Here is a 19,711-nt window from a genome sequence, read left to right as displayed (position 1 = left end):
ATACCAATAATTCCACTCTTTAATCACTGAATATAAACTACTTACACAAAACCTTATAAATCTATAAAAACTGTTAATGGTGAAAATACACTATCAACCTCAGGGAAATGAATAAAATAGACAAGCTAAAATTCAGTATAAAACGTGTTATATGGGTACTTAAATAAAATTTGTTAGAAATATTTATAAAAAAACCACTTTCTCAAATTAGAAAAAGTGGTTTTTCAATTCTTAATTATGGTTATTTTTTATAGACTTTTTTCGCAGAACCTGTTGTTTTAATGACATAAAAACCATTACGAAGAGAAGAAAAGTCTAATTCTAATTCTGTTTCACTAATACTTGTGGAGAATACTTGATGTGTTACATTTTGACCCAAAGCATTAAAGATATTGATTTTGGATAATTCCGCTTTACTCCCCAATATCGTTGTTCTATTTTGTGTAGGATTAGGATAAATTACTAAATCCAATGCTGTTTCTCTATTTATTCTTTTTATTTCTGAATATGAAAAAAAGCCATCAAAATCAGTTTGCTTCAATCGATAATATGCATTTCCTGCTAATGGAGATGTATCTTTAGTAGTATAAGTTAATGCAACTGAAGAATTTCCTGCACCATTAATATTTTGGATTTCTTCCCAATTTCGTAAATCACTAGACCTTTCAATGGTAAAGAAATCATTATTCTCTTCTGACGCAGTTTGCCACTCTAGCTCTACTTCATTATTATCATTTAACCTTGCCGTAAAATAGACCAGCTCAATTGGTAGATCTACAGGATCAATTACAGATATAGAACCAACTGTAAAGTGGTCATTATCATCAAATGAAATACCTGACCATTCATATACTTTTGTTCCGACAACCGAAGGTGCACCTGAGACAACAGTTGCTCCATCATAATTTTCGTCATCATTGATTAAGAGTCTTAAATCTGCATCTTCAATAGTCCCTGAGAAACCACTTAAGTCTACTCTAACGGTTACCGTTCCCACTTCATTGGTTTCAGTAACAGTCCAATCTCGAGTAAACTTAGAACTTACTAAACCTAACAAAGCTCCTGTTGCACTTTCTGTATTTAAATCCCCATTATCATGTCCCCAAAGTAAATAATCTCCATCATCTAAATTAGACGCATTGTACATTCTAATGTTTCCACCCTCACTGTCTAAGTGTATATCAGAGGACGTTTCTTGGCCAATACCCGTTACATCAAAACCATGTGATACATCATGATTATATCTTTCAGAAAATAAACTTATCGTTAAACCATATTTAGCCGCTAAATAATTTTCTACAATGATACGTTGGGCTTCATTTAAGTAACTACCATACATAATCACTTCGGCGATTGAGCCATTCAATCCTTTATTATCATCCGTTGCATGTCTTCCAATTCTTGGCGTAGGTGGTGTGATGATAGTATTTGAACTAGCTGTATTACCTTCTAAATTTCCATTCACATAAAGCTCAAAATCTCCTCCAACTTCACGAGCATAAGTAATTATTTGGTAACTACTCGTATTCACTGAAGAAGTACTTGTTATACCTCCTAATGAAGATCCATCACCAAATCTTTTTTGGAAACCAAACTTGTTTGTTGAAGCGACTTTTAAACTTACTAATTCATTGGTTCCAGATGTTCTATCAATGATATAATCACCTTCACCATCCCCAATTCCACCAGCATCATATGAAGCTACATTAACAACCACATGATATGTATACCCATCTGTCCCTGTAACTCCTAAACTACTCGGATCGATGTAATCATTTCCTCCAAAATTAATAGCTGGCAGGCCATTTAAAGCGTTTGTAACATAGTTCGGATTGTTACCACTACTCAAAGCATTATTGGCATTACCTGAGAAATCATTCCATTGGATCACTTCGTCCAAATTTTCTGCTGCTGTTACACCTGCATCATTAAATACTCCATCATCTGCTTTTAACCACAGTTTATTATTACTCGCATCACCCACTCCTGCAGGACCTGTAAATCCAAAACTATCATTGTTAGTAATACTAAAAGTAAACTCTGTATTTGTTCCTAAACTACAATCAACAGGAGAAGATAAAGTGACAATAATTGTTTCCGTATTTTCAATCAAATTATCATCAACAATAACTGCTGTTATATCAACAGAAGTACTTCCTGCAGGAATTTCCACTACACCATCAGATAATGTAAAATCTGTCCCATTTCCAGAGGCTGTACCTGAAATTGTATAAGAAGCACTTGCTTCTACTTCACTTGTGGCTGACAGTTGTACTTCAAAATCAACTGAACCTATATCTTCACTTGCTGATGAACTTGTCGTTGTAAATTGTATTTCCGGCTCCAATTCATCATCCTCAATAGTTAATGTATATTCTATAGGTTCAATAGTTGATAAGTTGGCATTAATAGGACTTGAAAGCTTAATAATAATGGTCTCGTCTTCTTCATAAATAGCATCATTAACGACAGAAATATTGAAAGTATTATCAGCACTATTAGCAGGTATTGTTATTGTCCCATCTGCTAGCGTATAATCCACTCCACTTCCTGTTGCTGTTCCTCCAATCACAGAATAAGCAACACTTGTCGCATTTGTCAAATCAATATTATTCAATGAAACAGTTAAATCAATAGATGTTGTACTTTCATTTTCAGTGGAAGCACTTGCACTAAAATATATTTTTCGAGCATTGTCTTCGTCATTGATTGTAAAAGTATATGTGGATTTACTTCCTACTGTTAAACCACTCGAGGGATTTGATAATATAATGGTCAAATCTTCATCATTTTCTATATCACTATCATTGATTATTGTCAAAGGAAAAGATGTCGTTTGATTTCCTGGATTAAAAGTTAACATTGCACTAGATATAGCAGTATAATCATTTGGAGCAATTGCAGTTCCATCAGCTGATGTATAATCAACTGTGTAGGTATTTTGAGGTGTAAAGTTTAATGTAGCTTCAACAGTTGTACTTGAAGTTTCAAATCCAGAACTTGTGATTTCAGTAAATTCAACCGTAGGAATAACCTCTCCAATAGTAATATAATCACCATCTGTTAGATCAATTGAAGCAACTGACTCGAATAAACTTCCTGATGAATTCACTAATTCAAATACAGATGCACCATCTGTAAAATCACCATCGCTATCTACCATTAAGACGTAGGTCGTATAACTAGCAGTTCTTGTAGGAAGTAGTGTATTATCTATCGTCAACTTAACAGTTCCTACATCTCCTGTTTCATCCACTCTCCATGTCCTAGCTAGACGATTGATATTCACTAAGTCCGAAGGTACATTAGTTGAAGTCCAAGTATTTATTCCCTCATTATTATGTCCAAAAAGTAAATAATCACCATCACTTAGACTACTCGCCGTATTGACTTGTAATATTCTTGCAGATTGAGCATCCGTATGTTCATTCATATTATCTTCTCTACCAATTCCTGCTACATCATATCCAAAACTACTTCCGAAAGCATATTTACTATTTGCAGTTGCTAGATTATATTTTGCTGACAAATAGCTATTAATGATATTAATTTGAGCATTATTTAGGTCAAAATTAAACACCATCATTTCTGCTAAGTAACCATTTAAACCTTCATTTTCACTCGTAACATGTCTTCCTATTCTTGGATTTGGAGGAGTTAAATCTCCGTCTGAATCACCGATACTAGCTTCTAAAGTTCCATTCAAAAATAGATCATAAGACGTCCCTCGAATTCTTCTAAAATTGACAACTTCAAAAGAGGAAGTATTGACACTTGAAGTGGAAACTGGTCCTGTTAAACCAAGTCCTGCATCTGTTCTTTTTTGTAGTGCATAATTATCAGGATTTAATACTTTAAAACTTACTAACTCATCAGTAGCGGATGTTCTATCTAAAATATAATGTCCATCACCATTATTCATGTTTCCCGCTTCATAGGATGTGGGTTGTAATACCAATACATAAGAAAACCCTCCAGATCCAGCAATTCCAAGAGAAGAACCATCAATAAAAGAATTACCTGTAAATTCTAGTGCAGGTTTTCCATTTATTATATTTGCTCTATAAATTGGCTGATTTAATGCATTTGTTTGTATAGCATTTATAGCATTTCCCGATTGATCATTCCATTGTTGGATAAGATCACTTTCATTGGCTAAGGTTGTTCCTGCATCTGAATAAACATTAGCATCCGCTTTCAACCACATTCGATTTGAAGTGGAATTTCCTACACCTGCAGGGCCAGTTTGTGAAAAGCTAATCAATGGATAAAATAGAAGCAACAAGAGTAAAGATCGTTTTTTCATCAAGTTTTACAGTTATTTATTTGTCGTATTTACAGTAACAATAAGATCGGATTGGATCAAGTATAGTTTGATTTATATTTAAGTCTAGATCGATACAATCCATTTCGTAACATTAAGGTATAGAATAATATATATATTTACAATTGTTTACATATGTATTCGAATTAAATAGATTGAGGATAAAGTATAGTTTTAGTTATGTAATGTAATGGGGAATTATTTAGCAATCTAAACTTCTCTATTTATTCTACAACATTAATTTTACCAACAGACAACTCAAGAAAATCTGTCCATAAAATATCCGTTTCACATTCACATACATCTAGAAGTAAATAATCTCCTTTTACAGGTAAAAAATAATACCGTAGAAAGCAGATTTTATCCTCACTTTCATATAGTTTTTTGAGTTGGCTTGTTTCTTTAAAATATTCAAGAATATAATATCTATTCATTGTATTGCAAAATATAAGAACTCTACCCTCATAATCAATTACATCTTCAGCGAAATAATCGTACAGAAGGTCAATCTTCTCCTCTTCAAAGTATTTTTGCATTAATGCTGTATATTTTTCAGAATGTATATCAGTAGTAAGTTTCTTTTGATAAAAAGAATCAAAGTAGGATGATACATAGAAGTAATAATCATTAGGAAGTTGTCTATCAATGGTGTAAACTGCCATAAATCCTTCGAAACCAGCTTCTTTCTCGTAAATCAATCGATCAAAATACCCCTTTCCCATTTGCATTCCTGATTTATCAAAAACAGTTATTTCTGGAAGTATATCAAAGAATTGATCTGTAATAACATTATCAAAGATATAAATTTTATCTTCGTCTTCCTGTAATTGTAGTTTCCCATATTTTTGGAGAAGATCGATTCCAAAAGAATAATCCTTTCCTTGATACTCCTTAAGAAAATGAGGTTCCAACGTAACTTCTTTTTCATTTCTTGAATTTAAATAAAGCAAACCCGTGTCAGTTCTCTGGACAGATTGCCCAAAAGATGAACATAGAAAGAAGTTGATGAAGTATAGTGTTATAATTAATCTCATTGTAATTTTTGCCAGACGTTATTTTTCAAAGATAAAGATTTTAAAGAAAAACGTATAACATAAAAAAGGTCAGTAAATGATTTTATATAGTTTCTAACACATAAAATATGAAATGATTTATTCTCAATATGATTATAATCTAACTTTATATTCATTTCTTTTTATTCTAAAATCTTATCCTAACATTAAAGAAATAAGTTCTTGTAAAATATTTTTTGCCTTAGTATTTTAATAAAAGAAGATAACTATTTCTTCACTGCAAAAACTATTGACCCTTAAATATTTACTTACAAAAAAACATGTTTAAATCGCCTAAATATATCCTCTTTATCTTTTCATTTATAATAACAATCCCTCTTATTGCCCAAGAAAAAAAGGAAAAGAAAGAGAAAAAAAACAATCCTTTTTACATAGATATTAGAGCCGATGAAGACGTATGGTTATTAGACATTACAGATCAATATTATTCTTTTGGAGCCAATTTTACTTTTGGTTGGGAAGGTTTAAATAATAAGTTTACTAATGCATTTTTACCTAAATTAAATGGTTCTCATCAGCTTTTTAAATTAGGCATTAGTCACCAAATGTACACTCCGGAGGATTTGAAGAAAGCGGAAGTTGATTCTACTGATATTCCTTACTGTGGTAAATCATTTCTTTCGTTAACTCACAATTCCATGCAACCTTCTAAAGGGATTATTTTCACCACAAGATTAGACTTAGGCGTTGTTGGTGAGATTGCATTAGCACAGACATTTCAAAATTGGTATCATGGTCTGATTGACGATCAACAAGTACAAGGTTGGGATAATCAAATTGGAAATGGAATATTATTAAATTACAATGCTACTTTGATGAAAAACTTCGTTTCTACACTTCCATGGTTAGAGGTTTATCTGGGTGCATCAGGAACATTAGGTTCTATGAATATTGATTTGACTGGATTTGCACACATTCGTATTGGAATGTTTAATGATCTAATGATTCAGATGGATAGACCTTATTCTAAGAAAGCGAATTTAGATGCTTATTATAACATCAATGGCGATCCCTATGCAAGGGCAAGATATCCAAGTGCCATGTGGTCGGATGATCCTGCATTAAGAGAAGAGTCGGCAAAAAGTTGGTTGGCTAGACATTACAAACCTCTTCAGGCCTACTTAAGAGTGAAATTAGGTACTACACTCAATTTGTATGATGGTGAAATGCAGGGAAGTTTAATCTCTTTTGAAGATTCACCTTATACTATTCCATATAGTCAAGTTCCAAAATTGCAACATACAGTAGCTTTTGCTTTTGTGGTTGCGTATGAATTTGGTAGTGCAGAGTATCAATGGGAAAGAGTTACCTATCAACCTACAGATGCATTTCCACCCTACTTTCCAAAATGGGGTAGTTTTAATTTAAAATTATGGTTGTAAATTCGTATTCGTTATTGAAGCCTTTTATTATGCATAGCTTTTATCAATTCCTTTACACAGTATTCAGGGCTTTAGACTATTACAACACCAACAGAGGATAGTTTGTTCTTAATTCTTTCCATAGATGCTTGAGCTAGAAAACAACATCCACTAGTTTTTCTATGTCTCAAAATGCATTGATAATACCAAATACAAATTTAGCAAGGTCTCCATTTTCAAAATGAGTCCAATAAGTAGAACAATCACAGTTTAAAATTTCTATTTCTTCATTATTGGATCCATCCTCTTTCTAATATTATTTCTTTATGCCCTCTTTTTAAATATAGATATCATCAATTGTATTTTTGTAACTTTTCTAGTGTTTTTTTTTCATTAATACTTAAGAGATAATTAATCTTTTCCCAATCTGCTTTTTGAACGTATTTTTTTAATTCTTTCCACTTTTTGATGTTTTGTTTCAATACTGATCTCCCATTAAAATCTACCTCTTGTTTATACCAATCTTTAAAATAAATGATTTCTTTTTCCAATATTTCATTAGTAAAACGAATCTTATTTTGTTTTAGCTCTGAAAATAAAATAAGATAATGACTATTTTTAATCTCCTCTCCGCCAAGCTTTGTTTTATACTCAAAATCTTGCCAACAATCAAGAATCTTTTGGGTTGTATTGTACCTACTAAAATAAGGAAGAATATGTAATACTATTCTTTTGTAAAGAAAGTCAGCCAATAGATGATATTCTTGGGTAAGAATATCATAGTTGCCAATAGTTGTATCAATCTCATTAATTGACTTTGCTGCAAATATTTTATGATCAGAATATTCCGAACATAGTGGAACTAAACCTATTTTGATTGTGAATCTTTCATTCTCTTGTCTGAAGGAGTCATGATTATTAAATTCAATTATTTCAATGATGTCATGTGATATTCTAAATAACTTATTTGTATATGAAGTTTGTAAGATTCGAAAACCATCTGACTGTAGTTTTTTTCCAACTAGTAAGAAAAAATCCCTAAATATACTTCTTATTGTATTTCTTTTTAGTGGTTTAAATTCTTTTAAATCTTCCCAGTTTTTCATTTTGATAGGTTTAGAAAAATAGAATAATTACTATGCTTATTATTCGTAATTTAAATATAACAGACCAATCTATTTATTTCAAACTCATGAAAAATGTAATTCAAAATTAATCATATACATCTTTAACAATTAAAACATTGACAAATAACATTGTATAATGTCACTTTAAATATCACGTTAGCCTTAAATAAAAAAGTAAAATTTGTTAAGATTTTTTGCTTAACAAAATATCGTTTGAATTGATCAATTTTAATTCTATTTTTGGTGTATAACGGAAAATAAAAGGGTTAGCTCATTTTTTAAGCCTATTTTTTGATCATGATTTCCCCCTGATCTTTATAGAAAGATACCCTTTTTACACTAAATACTTTGTACTGCACTTAACAGATTAACTTATGCGAAAAACATTTGCAAACTTGACTATCAAGAATAAGGGTATTTCTGTCATAGAAATTATCTCTTTTCTGGTTTTTTTAATTTCTATCTTTGGCATTGTCAACAGTAATGCTACAATTGCCATGATATCAATGGCTCTAATCATTGTATCCGGTTTTCTTATTATCCGAGCATCAAAACGATTGTTTGATCGTAAACCTAAAATTGTAATGAATAATAAAGGTATTCATCTAAAATTTTTAGGAATGTTTTACCCTTGGTCAGCAATAAACGATGTATTTATTCACCGTCATGTTGAAGGATTTAGGAAGAAAACAAAAAAAGTCACTTATTTACACATCTTTATTTATGGAACCGAAAGAATCTATAAAGTAGATAAGTTCCTCATCGATCAAAAGTTATTTAATAATACAGCGAGCTATTTTGTTCATTCTTATTCAGAACAATTACCTCAAGTTAGTTAGTTTATAAAATCCCATTGAAATACATATTATTTTAATGGGATTTTATTGTATTTAGCCTCTAGTTTCCGGGAACATTTATTATTTTTTTTGTTTAATGCTTAAGTTCAATAACAATTGAATTCGAATTTAAACTTATCAATCCAAAAACATACTATTATGGGAAAAGCAAAAGTAGCAGGCAAAGAACCAAAAATGGAAAAGCTAGAGGAAGGAAAGAACTACGCATGGTGTTCGTGCGGTCATTCTTCCAATCAACCTTGGTGTAATGGGGCACATGCAGGAACTGAATTCACTCCTGTAGTCTTCAAGGCAGAAGAAACCAAAGACGCTGCTATGTGCATGTGTAAACAAACTAAAAATCCCCCCTATTGTGATGGAAGCCATGCAAGTATAGCCTAAAAATGCCGTTAGAAGTATAAGACTCCAACAGTCTTTATTACTATTTAATATAAAAAAACCTCATCGATAGTACTTTACGTCTACTGATGAGGTTTAATATTTATTTTAATACCAACTTAAAAGGTAGATCCACTTACATATTTCTTAGGTTGCACTTCTGTAATTTGTCGAATTCCTTTTTTGCTTCTTCAGTAGAAATGCTTTTAGTTCTATACCATTTATAATGTACATCTCCTACCTTTACAAAGGTTTCCATCCCTTTTGACAGTAAATACAATGACTCAAATGAATTTATAATCAATGCTTTATGTTCTTCAGAAAGCCCTTCTGTAAGGTAAGGTAAACTAGGAATCATTTTTTCCAGCCATTCAGAAGCTTCTACTTTTGGTTTTAAGTATTGCCCAAGATTTTGAGCCGTGATCTTATTTTGAACTCTCCATTGTAACCTGCTATTTTTTGTAATACAATTTCTACTTCAAAAAGAACATCAATCAACTCATCCGATATTCCTTCTCCCATAAATTCAATAGCTGCTTCTTTAAAAACATCTCTTGGATTTGCATCAGGGGTATAACAAAAACGCGTTAACATGTAGGCATTCATTCTATTGAAAGTAAAATCTGTACACCCTCTATCCCAGAAGAATGTTCTTCCATTTACGATATCGAAGCCTTTGTTTAAACCTGATTGAATGGACTTTTGCCACCACCTTGTCATTATACTAGGATAAAATCCCTGCACTAAATATTCACAATCTGTCAAACAGTTTTGATTGACCCTATTGGATGAAAATAATAGGTTTTGATCTTCCTCTGGAATAAAAGCGAAGGGTTGTAATAATGAATTTTCTTCTGGCCAAGTATTATCTTCTAAAGCAATAATATTGGGGTATTTTGCCAACACTTCATACACATTACGATGAGTAGAACTAATTTCTACCGTAAAATTAAGTCGCTTACAGGTATATCTGGAAAGGCATTTATTAATTCTATTCGCTTAAAAAGAGCAGCCTATTTATTGAAGCAAAACAAGATGAGAGTTTCGGATGTTGCTTATGCTATTGGACATTCCAACCCACATTATTTCAGTAAGTGGTTTAAGGCACAATATGGCTGTTCACCAAAGCAATTTGCTAAAGAAAATGCTGAAGTAGAAACAGCTGTTGAAGAGGATTAAATCTCCTATTTTCAATGCATAAAAAGGTCCCATAATGTGAGTATATTATAGGACCTTTTTGCATTTCATGGAATAAGAATAATGTGGTGGAGAGTCGCTATTAAGAGCACCTTTACAAGGTGTACTTTCCATTTTTCTTTTGCTTTTTATTGGGAGAATAGCCACTCTTTAGCCCATGAATTTATTCATAGGGCTACGTTTATCCTCGTTTTTAATTCTTCACTTTTCACTTAAAGTCACTAAAGACTAGGTTTATATTTCGGATTTAATTTTGTTGGAATAGGTGCATTCGTTTCTTTCCACCATTGTTCTAATTCAGCCATTAATTCCTTTACAACTTCGGGGTTTTGTTTGGCAATATTATTCTTTTCTCCTTCATCTGTAGATAAGTCATATAGCTCAATTCCTTTGTCTTCGAAATAATAATGTAACTTCCAATTCCCTTTTCTCATAGCTGATCCAGGTCTAGTTCTAAACAATGGATCTCTATGTTCAGGGACAAAACCTTTTTTCACATATGCTTGTAAATAGATTGGGAAATGCCAGAATAATGTTCTTTCTAATTTTTTGTTTTTCGACTTTAGAATAGGCATTAAATTATCACCATCAAGGTTTCCTTCATAGTTATTAATTCCGGCTACAGCCAATATAGTGGGGTAGATATCAAGGTTTGTAATTTGAACTTCTGAGGTTCTAGTTTTTTTTAATTTATTAGGCCAAACAAAGAAAAAGGGTTCTCTAATTCCACCTTCATAATAGCTACCTTTACCTGATCTTAGCGGTGTTTGTTCCGTAATACCATGTACTCCTCCATTGTCTGAAGTGAAGATAATCAATGTGTTTTCATATACTCCTTTCTCTTTTAAGCTTTCAATCAATAAACCTATATTTCTATCTAGGTTTTCAATCATGGTAGCATAATTTACATTATTATATTTTCCATCTTTTTCCTTGGATTTATACTTTGGAATAAGTGATCGAACAGGATGAATTGGGGTATGCACTGCATATGTTGAGTAATATAAAAAGAAGGGTTTATTTACCTCTTCTATAAAACCAATTGACTTTTTAGTGATGAGATCTGTAAGATAAAGGTCTCCTTCTTCTTCTAAACTTTGAACATTTTTATACGGTGGATAATAGCTTTTGGGATGTCCATTTTCTCCCCCGCCAAAATTGAAATCAAAACCAAACGTAGTAGGATCTTCACTTAGGTGCCATTTTCCTGCATGACAAGTGACATAGCCTTTCTTCTTAAGTACTTGAGGAATGATCTCAAAATCTTTTGACAATAAAGGTGTATTCTTGGTCGGAATTAATTTTCTATTCTCAGATTTCCCTCTATTTGAACTACCAACAGTATATACCCCATGTCTAGGTGTCCATTGACCCGACATCAAACATGCTCTACTTGGTGAACAATTGGCAGAAGCTGCATATCCATTGACAAACACTACTCCTTGAGCTGCTAAATTATCAATATTGGGAGTCTCGTAAAATTTGGAACCCATGTAACTTACATCTTTCCAACCCATATCATCTACATTAATTAAGACAATATTAGGTGACTTTGTCTGAGCAGTAATTTTAGTAATCGTTAGTGCTATAGATAAAAAAACAATAAGAATTACCTTACTTTGATTCAAAAAATTCATTTCTTTTAGCTTTAAGTAAATTATTAAAAAATAGTCCGTTTTCGATACTTCTGTTTATAAAGTATACTCTGGCATTGCACCATGTTGTGTACAAACGAAAGCGGAAACTTTAATTGCCTCTTGATGGATTTCTCGTAAACTCTTTTTCTCAAGTAAACCAATACACATTGTGGCTGTAAAAGCATCACCGGCTCCGATGGTATCTGCCACTTCAACTTGAGGAGTTGGAATGTATGAATTAGCCTCTTTTGTATACAGAAAAGAGCCTTTTCCTCCATTTGTTAATGCGATTAATTGTAAATCGTATGTCTCTATCAATGTTTTTAATTGCTGTTCAATATCTCCCTCTAATTCAAACATCTTTTGTAACAAAACCATCTCCTCTTCATTTAACTTCAAAATCGTAGCCTCTTCCAAAGAAGATTCTATCAACTCCTTTGAAAAATAATGTTGACGAATATTGATATCAAAAATTTTCAATGCATGATCAGGTACTAAAGAGAGTGCTTCTTGAATACTTTTTTTACTAGTACTGCCTCTTTGAGCAAGTGAACCAAAACAAATAGCATCCACTTGTTTCAATTTTTCTATGCTTTCAGCAGTAAGTTGAATATCATCCCAAGCTACCTCTTCATGAATATTATAGGAGGGCTCCCCATCATCAGAGAGTTCAACAGAAACATATCCAGTAGGTTGTACTCCTTTTGTAAGGTAACTTTGAACGTCTTTTTTTACCAATAGAGTTGAAATTTCATCACCTAAATCATCATCTCCTATTGCACTAATTACATAAGCATCTGCTCCTTGGGCTGAACAATGATAAATAAAATTTGCAGGTGCACCTCCTAAAAGTTTGCCTTGTGGAAGCATATCCCAAAGGATTTCTCCTATACCTATGATTGTAAATTTCTTCATCAATTTAGTTTACTAATTAATCCAATTTTAAAAATAAGGAAAAGATCTCTAGAAAAACACATTTTATGCATTATCACTTTATTTACCAATCAATCATTTTTTTTTACTAATACTTTCTATAGCAACCTACTACTTTTGCATCAACACAATAACACAACACAACAACAATTATTCAATAACAACACAATTAACATAAAACACACATGCAACAACTTTCTCGATTCATCATTGGAATCTTACTCTTCACGATCACTATCTCATGTAGTAATCAGATAGTAGAATCCAATAACGCTCCTGAAGAAACAGCAATTGTTATAATAGGTGCCGCATCTCGTTTTTCACAAGAGACGGCACTTATTGAACAATTAGATAAAGAAGGTCAATAGGAAGATGTTCAATTGATCGCAGGAGTAAGTGCTGGGGCCATCAACGCCGTAGTATTAAATGGTATTCTTAGCGAAAGAATCAGCACTACATAACATCCTTAATAACCTTAAGGAAGAAGATATATTTATCAACCCTGATAGAAAATTACCAGTAGACACTAGTCCACTGTCCTTTACCTTCCATCGTGTCTTTGCGGATTCAATGGATTATCATAGGGTTTCAGATCTTGAAATCCCAACAATCATATCTACAGTAAATAAAGAGGAGCGTCAACTTGTTCGTATATCAAACATTCCTGGCTTTAGAGATGAAGACAAGGTCACTGATGAGATTGTAGCAAGTATGATGGCTACCAGTGCTATGCCCGGTGTATTTCCTTCTATTAGTATTAATGATAAGGAATACATCGATGGTGGCACAAAAGAAGATATTCCGATCAACGCTGTTTTGGAATATGAACGTTTCAGAAATAAGCCTTTCAAAAGAATTATTGTCATCGGTATTCAAAGAAATTCATATACTGAATGGAATACAGAAATTGGGTTATTAGATCTTAAAGTACATCAAACCAAAACACTTGAAGGTTTCTTAGGTGGGCTTCACTACAATATGGATAGAAAGGATGTCTTAAAAGACAAATTGAAGAAATTCAATAAACAATATCCATTATCTGTCACAGAAAGAGTGGATGTTTATGTCCCTGCCATTCAAAATTTTGAATATGTACCCGTTCTAGGTTTTTATGATCAACAATATCAATATGATACGGTATTAGGATGGTCCAAAGAGCATGAACCTCTTCCATTATCCTTTTATTTAAACCATACACTAATTGGTCATACAATTGCAAAATAGATTAAGATTTCATAAAAAAAGAGGTTATTTCAGTAGTTGGAATAACCTCTTGCTATTTATCTTTTATTTAAAGTAACAGTCTATTTTGTTAGTGCTTATGTGGTTTTTAGATGGGCCGTGAGACACGATAAATCGTGCCTCTACAAGGGGGTACTTTCAATTGTTCTTCTGTTCTTTTTTTGAAAAAATAGCCAACCTCAAGCCCTTGAATTTATGCATGGGGATACGTTTGTTGGCGTTTTTAATTCTTCAATTTCATTGAAGCATTGTGGTTTGTAAGACTGTCTCTTTTTCTTCTAATTTTAATTAAAGGTCAAATTCCTTTTTATATAACCACTCAGGGATATATTCTGAACTGACATTGATCTTTACACCTCTATCATAGGCCATAGTAACGGGAGCCAAGAGGAGCCAACTGACCCATCCTTTTGAGGCATCGGCTGAATGATCGGTATCATCACTTTCATCTGAATAATACTCTTGATGAAGTCTTAAGGCTTTTTCTAACTCTTTATTAAATAAGTCATCGTCTTTACGGAAAAGTGCATCGTATACACATAAAAGGGGTTCAAATTGATTTAATACAAATTCTGCTGCAAATTTTTCACCAAGGTAATTCCCTACAAATGGTTCTGTGGCTTCAAAGGCTTTGATGGTCAAGGCTTGTGTAGGGTTTTCTATTGCTTTAAAAAATTGAATAAGGACATGATCCAATTTATCATATTTAGCATTTGAAAGCCTAAAGTGTTCTTCTTTGGCTTTCAACATCAAATCAAAACCTGCCCTATCCCTTAGCACAATAAAAATACTTAAATATCTTAACCAAGAATTAAAGTCCACTAAAAGTTTTAATCCCTTAGGTGCTTTCACTTGATGTGTTTTTCCTTCTTCCAAACTTATCTCTACCATTTCTTCTGGATGGTAAGCTAAGGTATAATGTGCTTTGGCAAAGCGTTTAATTAAGGAAAGAAAAAAGATTTGTTCTTCTTTGTGGTTATCACCTTCTAGGACTGATAATTGAAAAAATTTATCTAAAAATCCTCTGGTATATAATCCTATTCTATCTGTATCTTCAATAAAAGTATTTTCTACAAAATACTCTTTAAGCTTTTTTTTCTCTTTGTTTATATTTTTATAAACCCGTTCTTTATTATTTGATCTATGCGTCTTATTTCTTGAAATATGTATCATATTATTGTTTGTTAAACTCTAGTTTAAACTTTGATATTTTCGTAGGCTTTAATGCCCCTGTATTTGTATTAAATTCTTGTTTGACTAGGAGGTAGTCTATTTTTTTATCTTTGTAAGCATCTAATAAATCATCTGCTAAATCTTGAGCATTTTGATCTCCTTTTTCCTTCATATGAGCTATACTACTTAAAAGGTATTCATCTGTTCCTTGTTCGTAGTTTTTTTGTTTATACAAACGAGTACCAATTCTTGAACTTCCCCCTTTTGCCTCTACAATTATAAATTTATTGTTTTTAGTATCATAATAAATTCTATCAAATTGACCTGATTTACCTGGCATTACAAATTCGAGAGGTTCCATTGAAGTATCTTTGTATATTTTGGGGATTAATTCATCGGAGGCTTTTTCTGCTTTGCTTTTTTTGAAAAGATAGCCAACCTCAAGCCCTTGAATTTATGCATGGGGAGACGTTTGTTGGCGTTTTACATTCTTCATTATGCACTTTTCATTATTTGCTTGTGGTTTGGAGACACGATAAATCGTGCCTCTACAAGGGGATACTTTCAATTGTTCTTCTGTTCTTTTTTTGAAAAAATAGCCAACCTCAAGCCCTTGAATTTATACATGGGGAGACGTTTGTTGGCGTTTTACAGTATTCATTATGTACTTTTCATTATTTGCTTGTGGTTTGGAGACACGATAAATCGTGCCTCTACAAGGGGGTACTTTCAATTGTTCTTCTGTTCTTTTTTTGAAAAGATAGCCAACCTCAAGCCCTTGAATTTATGCATGGGGAGACGTTTGTTGGCGTTTTACAGTATTCATTTTTCATTATTAAGTTTTCTACTCTTTCAACTTCAATATATAAGGAGAAAATATTGAACTAAACTTTTTGTTCGTATGTTTTTTTGATAAGCCTGATTTATATTTTGACTAATTTTTATGTCTTTACTCTTCACCACAAATACATCTATTTATTCTCTGTTCCTTTTTGGGGTGATGCAGTTTGTTTTTATAACTTCTTTTTCACAGTCGATCAATATCAATGTAGGTGGTGAAACAGGAACAGTGGACAGTGGTGAACCTGTTCCATTAGTAGAAAGTTATTCCAAGAATGGTAGTAGTAGTGTAGAAGATGGTAATGGTGCTTATACATCCAATAGTTTACATTCTATCTCTGCGATAAGTGCCTCTTCATGGGCTAGAGAAGGCAATTATGTATTGAAATTTTACGCTGATGGAAGCAATTATCCCAACAATGATTACGCTTATCGAGCAGAGTTAGCCAACAGTACTTCCTCCATTGCATTTTCTCCTGGTGATGAACGGTATTATAGTTTAAGTTTTTTTGCTCCTGATTCTATTTGGGACAATGCTACCCAATATTCAACTGTCATTTCACAATGGAAACAATATGGTGGTGGTGACCCTAATGCTGAAATTCGATTAAGTAATACAGGCGATTATCGACTAACTGCAAGGAGTGTTCGTCATTGGGTAAGTATTGATGATGAAGGAGATGTTATTGGTTATGCTACTCCTGGTGAATGGAATGATTTAAAATATTATGTCAAACACTCTCAAGGTAGTGATGGTGTCTTAAAAGTCTGGCTCAATGGTGAATTAGTATTTACACACACAGGTCCTACGCTCTATAAAAATGAACAAGGCTATATCAAATTTGGTATGTATACTGAAATACGAGACGAAAGAACATTATATTTTGATGGTATAAATATTACGGATAGTATAACTGTTTCAATGGATACTTGGGCGACCGATCAGGCTCATTTACCAACGATTACTTTAACGAACCCTCTTGATTCTGCTCATCTTCCAACAGGATCAACATTTGCTCTTTCGGCTACAGCAAGTGATCCAGGTGGAAAAAAATTGGGTACATCAGGTAATATTGAATTTGTAGAATTTATCGCTAATAATGTCTCCATCGGCATTGATTATACCAGCCCATACACCGTAAATTGGAGTCCCTCTGACGGACCTTATACTTTAAAAGCAATTACAATGGATAGTGATAGTAATTATGCCGTTTCATCCATTCATGACATTTATATAGGTCCAAAGCCTCCAACCGTAGAAATAACTTCACCCACTCATTTAACCAATTATAGTTCACCTCAAACGATCACTATCAATGCAAGTGCAAGTGATGTTGATGGTACAGTCGCTCAAGTAGAATTTTTTGTAGATAGTACTTCATTAGGAACTGATACAAGTTCTCCATTCTCAATAGATTGGGTAGCTTCGACTTCTGGTGCCTATATTTTAAGTGCGAAAGCAACTGATTTAGACAGTAAAGTTTCCGAAATAGATTCCATTGGTGTTACCATTGGGGCAAGTATTGATACGGCAACGCTAACATCAATTCATGATGCTACGATTCGTGAACATTATCCTTCTTCTACTGGAAACTGGTCTAAAGTTGAGGTATATGGTAAACAAAATGCCAATATTGTCGGTATTTTTAAATTCAATCTTGCATCGATAATTGACGAACCTGAAGTTAGGAGTGCCAAATTAAAAGTATATGTCAATTCATTAGATTCCCCTATCACTTTAAAGGCCTTTTCTGCAACAGGTGATGATTGGGATGAAAGTACCGTAACATGGAATAATGGACCTACTAAAGGGAGTGAAGTAGCTGAATTATCTATATCCTCTTCCGGAAGTTATGTAGAATTTGATGTCAAAAGTTACGTGAGAGATAAATTTTCAAGTTCTGATACATTGATTACAATTTGGCTAGAAGAAACAACACTTTCACAGGTTCAAACCTATTTTGATAGTAAATCAAGAACAAATGTTCCCAAGCTTGAAATCATCACGAGTAGTATTGGTGGCGCTGATATATTTGAAGAGGATGAAGAAAATGATAATCAACAAAACAACAATTATGTTGCTCCTACATTAACCATAACTGCTCCTGCCAACGCCGCTTCTTATACTCTAGGAAATTCTGTTTCTATTACGGCAAGTATTACAGACCCAAATAACGAATTCCAAAGAATTGCTTTTTTTGAGGACAATACATTGATTGGCTATGATTCTACTACACCTTACACATTACAATACATTCCTCAAACAACAGGTACTAAAAAAATCGTACTTTATGCCCTTTATCAAAATGATATTGCCGCAGATTCTATCAATATCACTATTGCTCAAGCAGCACAAGCTGGAGGAGATACAACAGAACTCACAGCCACAGATGATGTGACTATTCGTGAAGGGAGCGTAAATTTAAATGGTAATTGGTCCAAAGTAGAAATATATGGTAAATCAAATGATCATAGGATTGGTTTATTTAAGTTTAATATTAGTTCACTGTTGAGCGAAACAGATATTACTTCGGCTAAACTGAGAGTATATACGAGTACTTTTAATACTAATATTGATATTGCTACATACAAAGTAATTGGGGATACTTGGGCAGAGAGCAGTGTCACTTGGGGAACAAAACCCACCAAAAGTAGTCTCATTACAACCACAACTTTTAATGCACTAAATCAATATTTTGAAATTGATGTCACTCAATATTTGGAAGATAAAATCCAAAATACAGATAGTAACATTTCCTTTTGGTTAGAAGATACAAATGCTGGACAGAATCAATTAAAATTTGACAGTAGAACACAATCTAATCCACCTCAACTCAGGGTAATCAGTGGAAATGGTCAAGATCTTCCTGTTGAGTTATATGAATTTAAAGCTATTGCTAAGGAAGATCATACGCTTATTCAATGGTCAACTTTAACGGAAATTAACGCTGACTATTTCAAGCTTTTTGTCTCCAGGGGTTTAAATTATTGGAAAGAAATAGGTGAGTTTAAAGCACAAGGTAATTCTAATAAAAGGATTGATTATTCATTTGAAGATTATGATTTACAAAGGCATTATCAAACTTTAAAATATAAATTAATTCAATACGATTTAGATGGTCAATTTCAAGTTTATGGTCCTATTTTAATTCAAAATAATAAGGATACAAAAACGTTATCTCTTGAAGTAAATATTAATCCTATATCCCATCAATCTACTTTATCATTACAGAACATAAGCAACTCAAAAATCACACTTCAAGTCTATAATCATAAAGGTCAACAGATGTATTATGAGGTTTTGAATGTAGATAATTATCGTACCATGATTTCTATTGAAAAGTTATATCATTTACCTCCAGGTATTTATCATCTGAAAATTATTGATGGGAAAGAATTCATTAGCAAAAAAATTGTGAGAAATTAGTTTGTAAGTAGTAGCGTTTATAAATCTTTTGTGGTAAGGATTGTGGGGCATGAGGTATGCTTTCAATGTTACTTCTGCTTTTTTTTGGAAGATTAAACACTTTCAAGATCATGAATTTATTATTGGAGATACGTGTATTGAC

The 19,711-nt window shown here is 32.7% G+C and carries 16 protein-coding genes; 7 read left to right on the top strand and 9 right to left on the bottom strand.

The genetic code is table 11. The annotated features are described in order from the left end of the window. Positions 1–241: 241 nt before the first annotated feature. Both ACXAHM_RS12405 and ACXAHM_RS12400 read right to left on the bottom strand, forming a co-directional pair. Entirely contained in the window at positions 242–4,306 is a 4,065-nt protein-coding gene (locus tag ACXAHM_RS12405) for a Calx-beta domain-containing protein (protein ID WP_474960761.1), read from the bottom strand. A gap of 242 nt (positions 4,307–4,548) precedes the next feature. Then, complete coding sequence (locus ACXAHM_RS12400) at positions 4,549–5,358, bottom strand: hypothetical protein (RefSeq protein WP_474960760.1); 810 nt, start codon at positions 5,356–5,358, stop codon at positions 4,549–4,551. Positions 5,359–5,657: 299 nt separating this feature from the next. Between ACXAHM_RS12400 and ACXAHM_RS12395 the strand changes: the two genes are divergently transcribed. Then, positions 5,658–6,779 (top strand): lipid A-modifier LpxR family protein, encoded by a 1,122-nt coding sequence (locus ACXAHM_RS12395; protein WP_474960759.1) that lies wholly within the window; start codon positions 5,658–5,660, stop codon positions 6,777–6,779. A gap of 332 nt (positions 6,780–7,111) precedes the next feature. Here ACXAHM_RS12395 and ACXAHM_RS12390 read toward each other — a convergent pair whose 3' ends face one another. Further along, entirely contained in the window at positions 7,112–7,864 is a 753-nt protein-coding gene (locus ACXAHM_RS12390) for a hypothetical protein (protein ID WP_474960758.1), read from the bottom strand. A gap of 395 nt (positions 7,865–8,259) precedes the next feature. Between ACXAHM_RS12390 and ACXAHM_RS12385 the strand changes: the two genes are divergently transcribed. Beyond that, positions 8,260–8,724 carry a hypothetical protein gene (locus tag ACXAHM_RS12385; protein ID WP_474960757.1) on the top strand — a complete coding sequence of 155 codons (465 nt, stop codon included), beginning with the start codon at positions 8,260–8,262 and terminating at the stop codon, positions 8,722–8,724. A 114-nt stretch (positions 8,725–8,838) separates the two neighbouring features. Then, positions 8,839–9,123, top strand: a complete 285-nt coding sequence (locus ACXAHM_RS12380; RefSeq protein WP_474960756.1) for a CDGSH iron-sulfur domain-containing protein — start codon at positions 8,839–8,841, stop codon at positions 9,121–9,123. Between the two features lie 133 nt (positions 9,124–9,256). Here ACXAHM_RS12380 and ACXAHM_RS12375 read toward each other — a convergent pair whose 3' ends face one another. Together ACXAHM_RS12375 and ACXAHM_RS12370 are read right to left on the bottom strand one after the other, a co-directional pair. Continuing rightward, positions 9,257–9,478 carry a hypothetical protein gene (locus ACXAHM_RS12375; protein WP_474960755.1) on the bottom strand — a complete coding sequence of 74 codons (222 nt, stop codon included), beginning with the start codon at positions 9,476–9,478 and terminating at the stop codon, positions 9,257–9,259. Positions 9,479–9,513: 35 nt separating this feature from the next. Beyond that, on the bottom strand, positions 9,514–10,026 hold the full coding sequence (locus ACXAHM_RS12370) for a hypothetical protein (RefSeq protein WP_474960754.1): 513 nt from the start codon (positions 10,024–10,026) through the stop codon (positions 9,514–9,516). A gap of 15 nt (positions 10,027–10,041) precedes the next feature. Between ACXAHM_RS12370 and ACXAHM_RS12365 the strand changes: the two genes are divergently transcribed. Next, positions 10,042–10,299, top strand: a complete 258-nt coding sequence (locus ACXAHM_RS12365; protein WP_474960753.1) for a helix-turn-helix domain-containing protein — start codon at positions 10,042–10,044, stop codon at positions 10,297–10,299. Between the two features lie 239 nt (positions 10,300–10,538). On the opposite strand, the gene ACXAHM_RS12360 is transcribed toward ACXAHM_RS12365, so the two are convergent. Next, positions 10,539–11,954 (bottom strand): sulfatase, encoded by a 1,416-nt coding sequence (locus ACXAHM_RS12360; protein WP_474960752.1) that lies wholly within the window; start codon positions 11,952–11,954, stop codon positions 10,539–10,541. Positions 11,955–12,008: 54 nt separating this feature from the next. Continuing rightward, positions 12,009–12,869, bottom strand: coding sequence for a carbohydrate kinase family protein (locus ACXAHM_RS12355; RefSeq protein ID WP_474960751.1), 861 nt, complete (start codon positions 12,867–12,869; stop codon positions 12,009–12,011). Between the two features lie 203 nt (positions 12,870–13,072). Here ACXAHM_RS12355 and ACXAHM_RS12350 point away from each other — a divergent pair, with 203 nt between their 5' ends. Continuing rightward, positions 13,073–13,255: a hypothetical protein gene (locus ACXAHM_RS12350; protein ID WP_474960750.1), complete on the top strand. Its 183-nt coding sequence runs from the start codon at positions 13,073–13,075 to the stop codon at positions 13,253–13,255. Positions 13,256–13,313: 58 nt separating this feature from the next. Further along, positions 13,314–14,111, top strand: a complete 798-nt coding sequence (locus tag ACXAHM_RS12345; RefSeq protein WP_474960749.1) for a patatin-like phospholipase family protein — start codon at positions 13,314–13,316, stop codon at positions 14,109–14,111. 306 nt (positions 14,112–14,417) lie between these two features. Here ACXAHM_RS12345 and ACXAHM_RS12340 read toward each other — a convergent pair whose 3' ends face one another. Together ACXAHM_RS12340 and ACXAHM_RS12335 are read right to left on the bottom strand one after the other, a co-directional pair. Continuing rightward, a complete protein-coding gene (locus ACXAHM_RS12340) occupies positions 14,418–15,302 on the bottom strand; it encodes an immunity 49 family protein (protein WP_474960748.1) in 885 nt (294 codons plus the stop codon). A 1-nt stretch (position 15,303) separates the two neighbouring features. Further along, positions 15,304–15,663 carry a hypothetical protein gene (locus ACXAHM_RS12335; protein ID WP_474960747.1) on the bottom strand — a complete coding sequence of 120 codons (360 nt, stop codon included), beginning with the start codon at positions 15,661–15,663 and terminating at the stop codon, positions 15,304–15,306. Between the two features lie 582 nt (positions 15,664–16,245). Here ACXAHM_RS12335 and ACXAHM_RS12330 point away from each other — a divergent pair. Beyond that, a complete protein-coding gene (locus ACXAHM_RS12330; protein ID WP_474960746.1) occupies positions 16,246–19,569 on the top strand; it encodes a CBM96 family carbohydrate-binding protein in 3,324 nt (1,107 codons plus the stop codon). Positions 19,570–19,711 lie beyond the last annotated feature (142 nt).

This window comes from Flammeovirga sp. AWQ4_249 (assembly GCF_056161045.1).
Note: the sequence above shows the minus strand (reverse complement) of the source record. Positions and strands in the feature narration are given on the sequence as shown.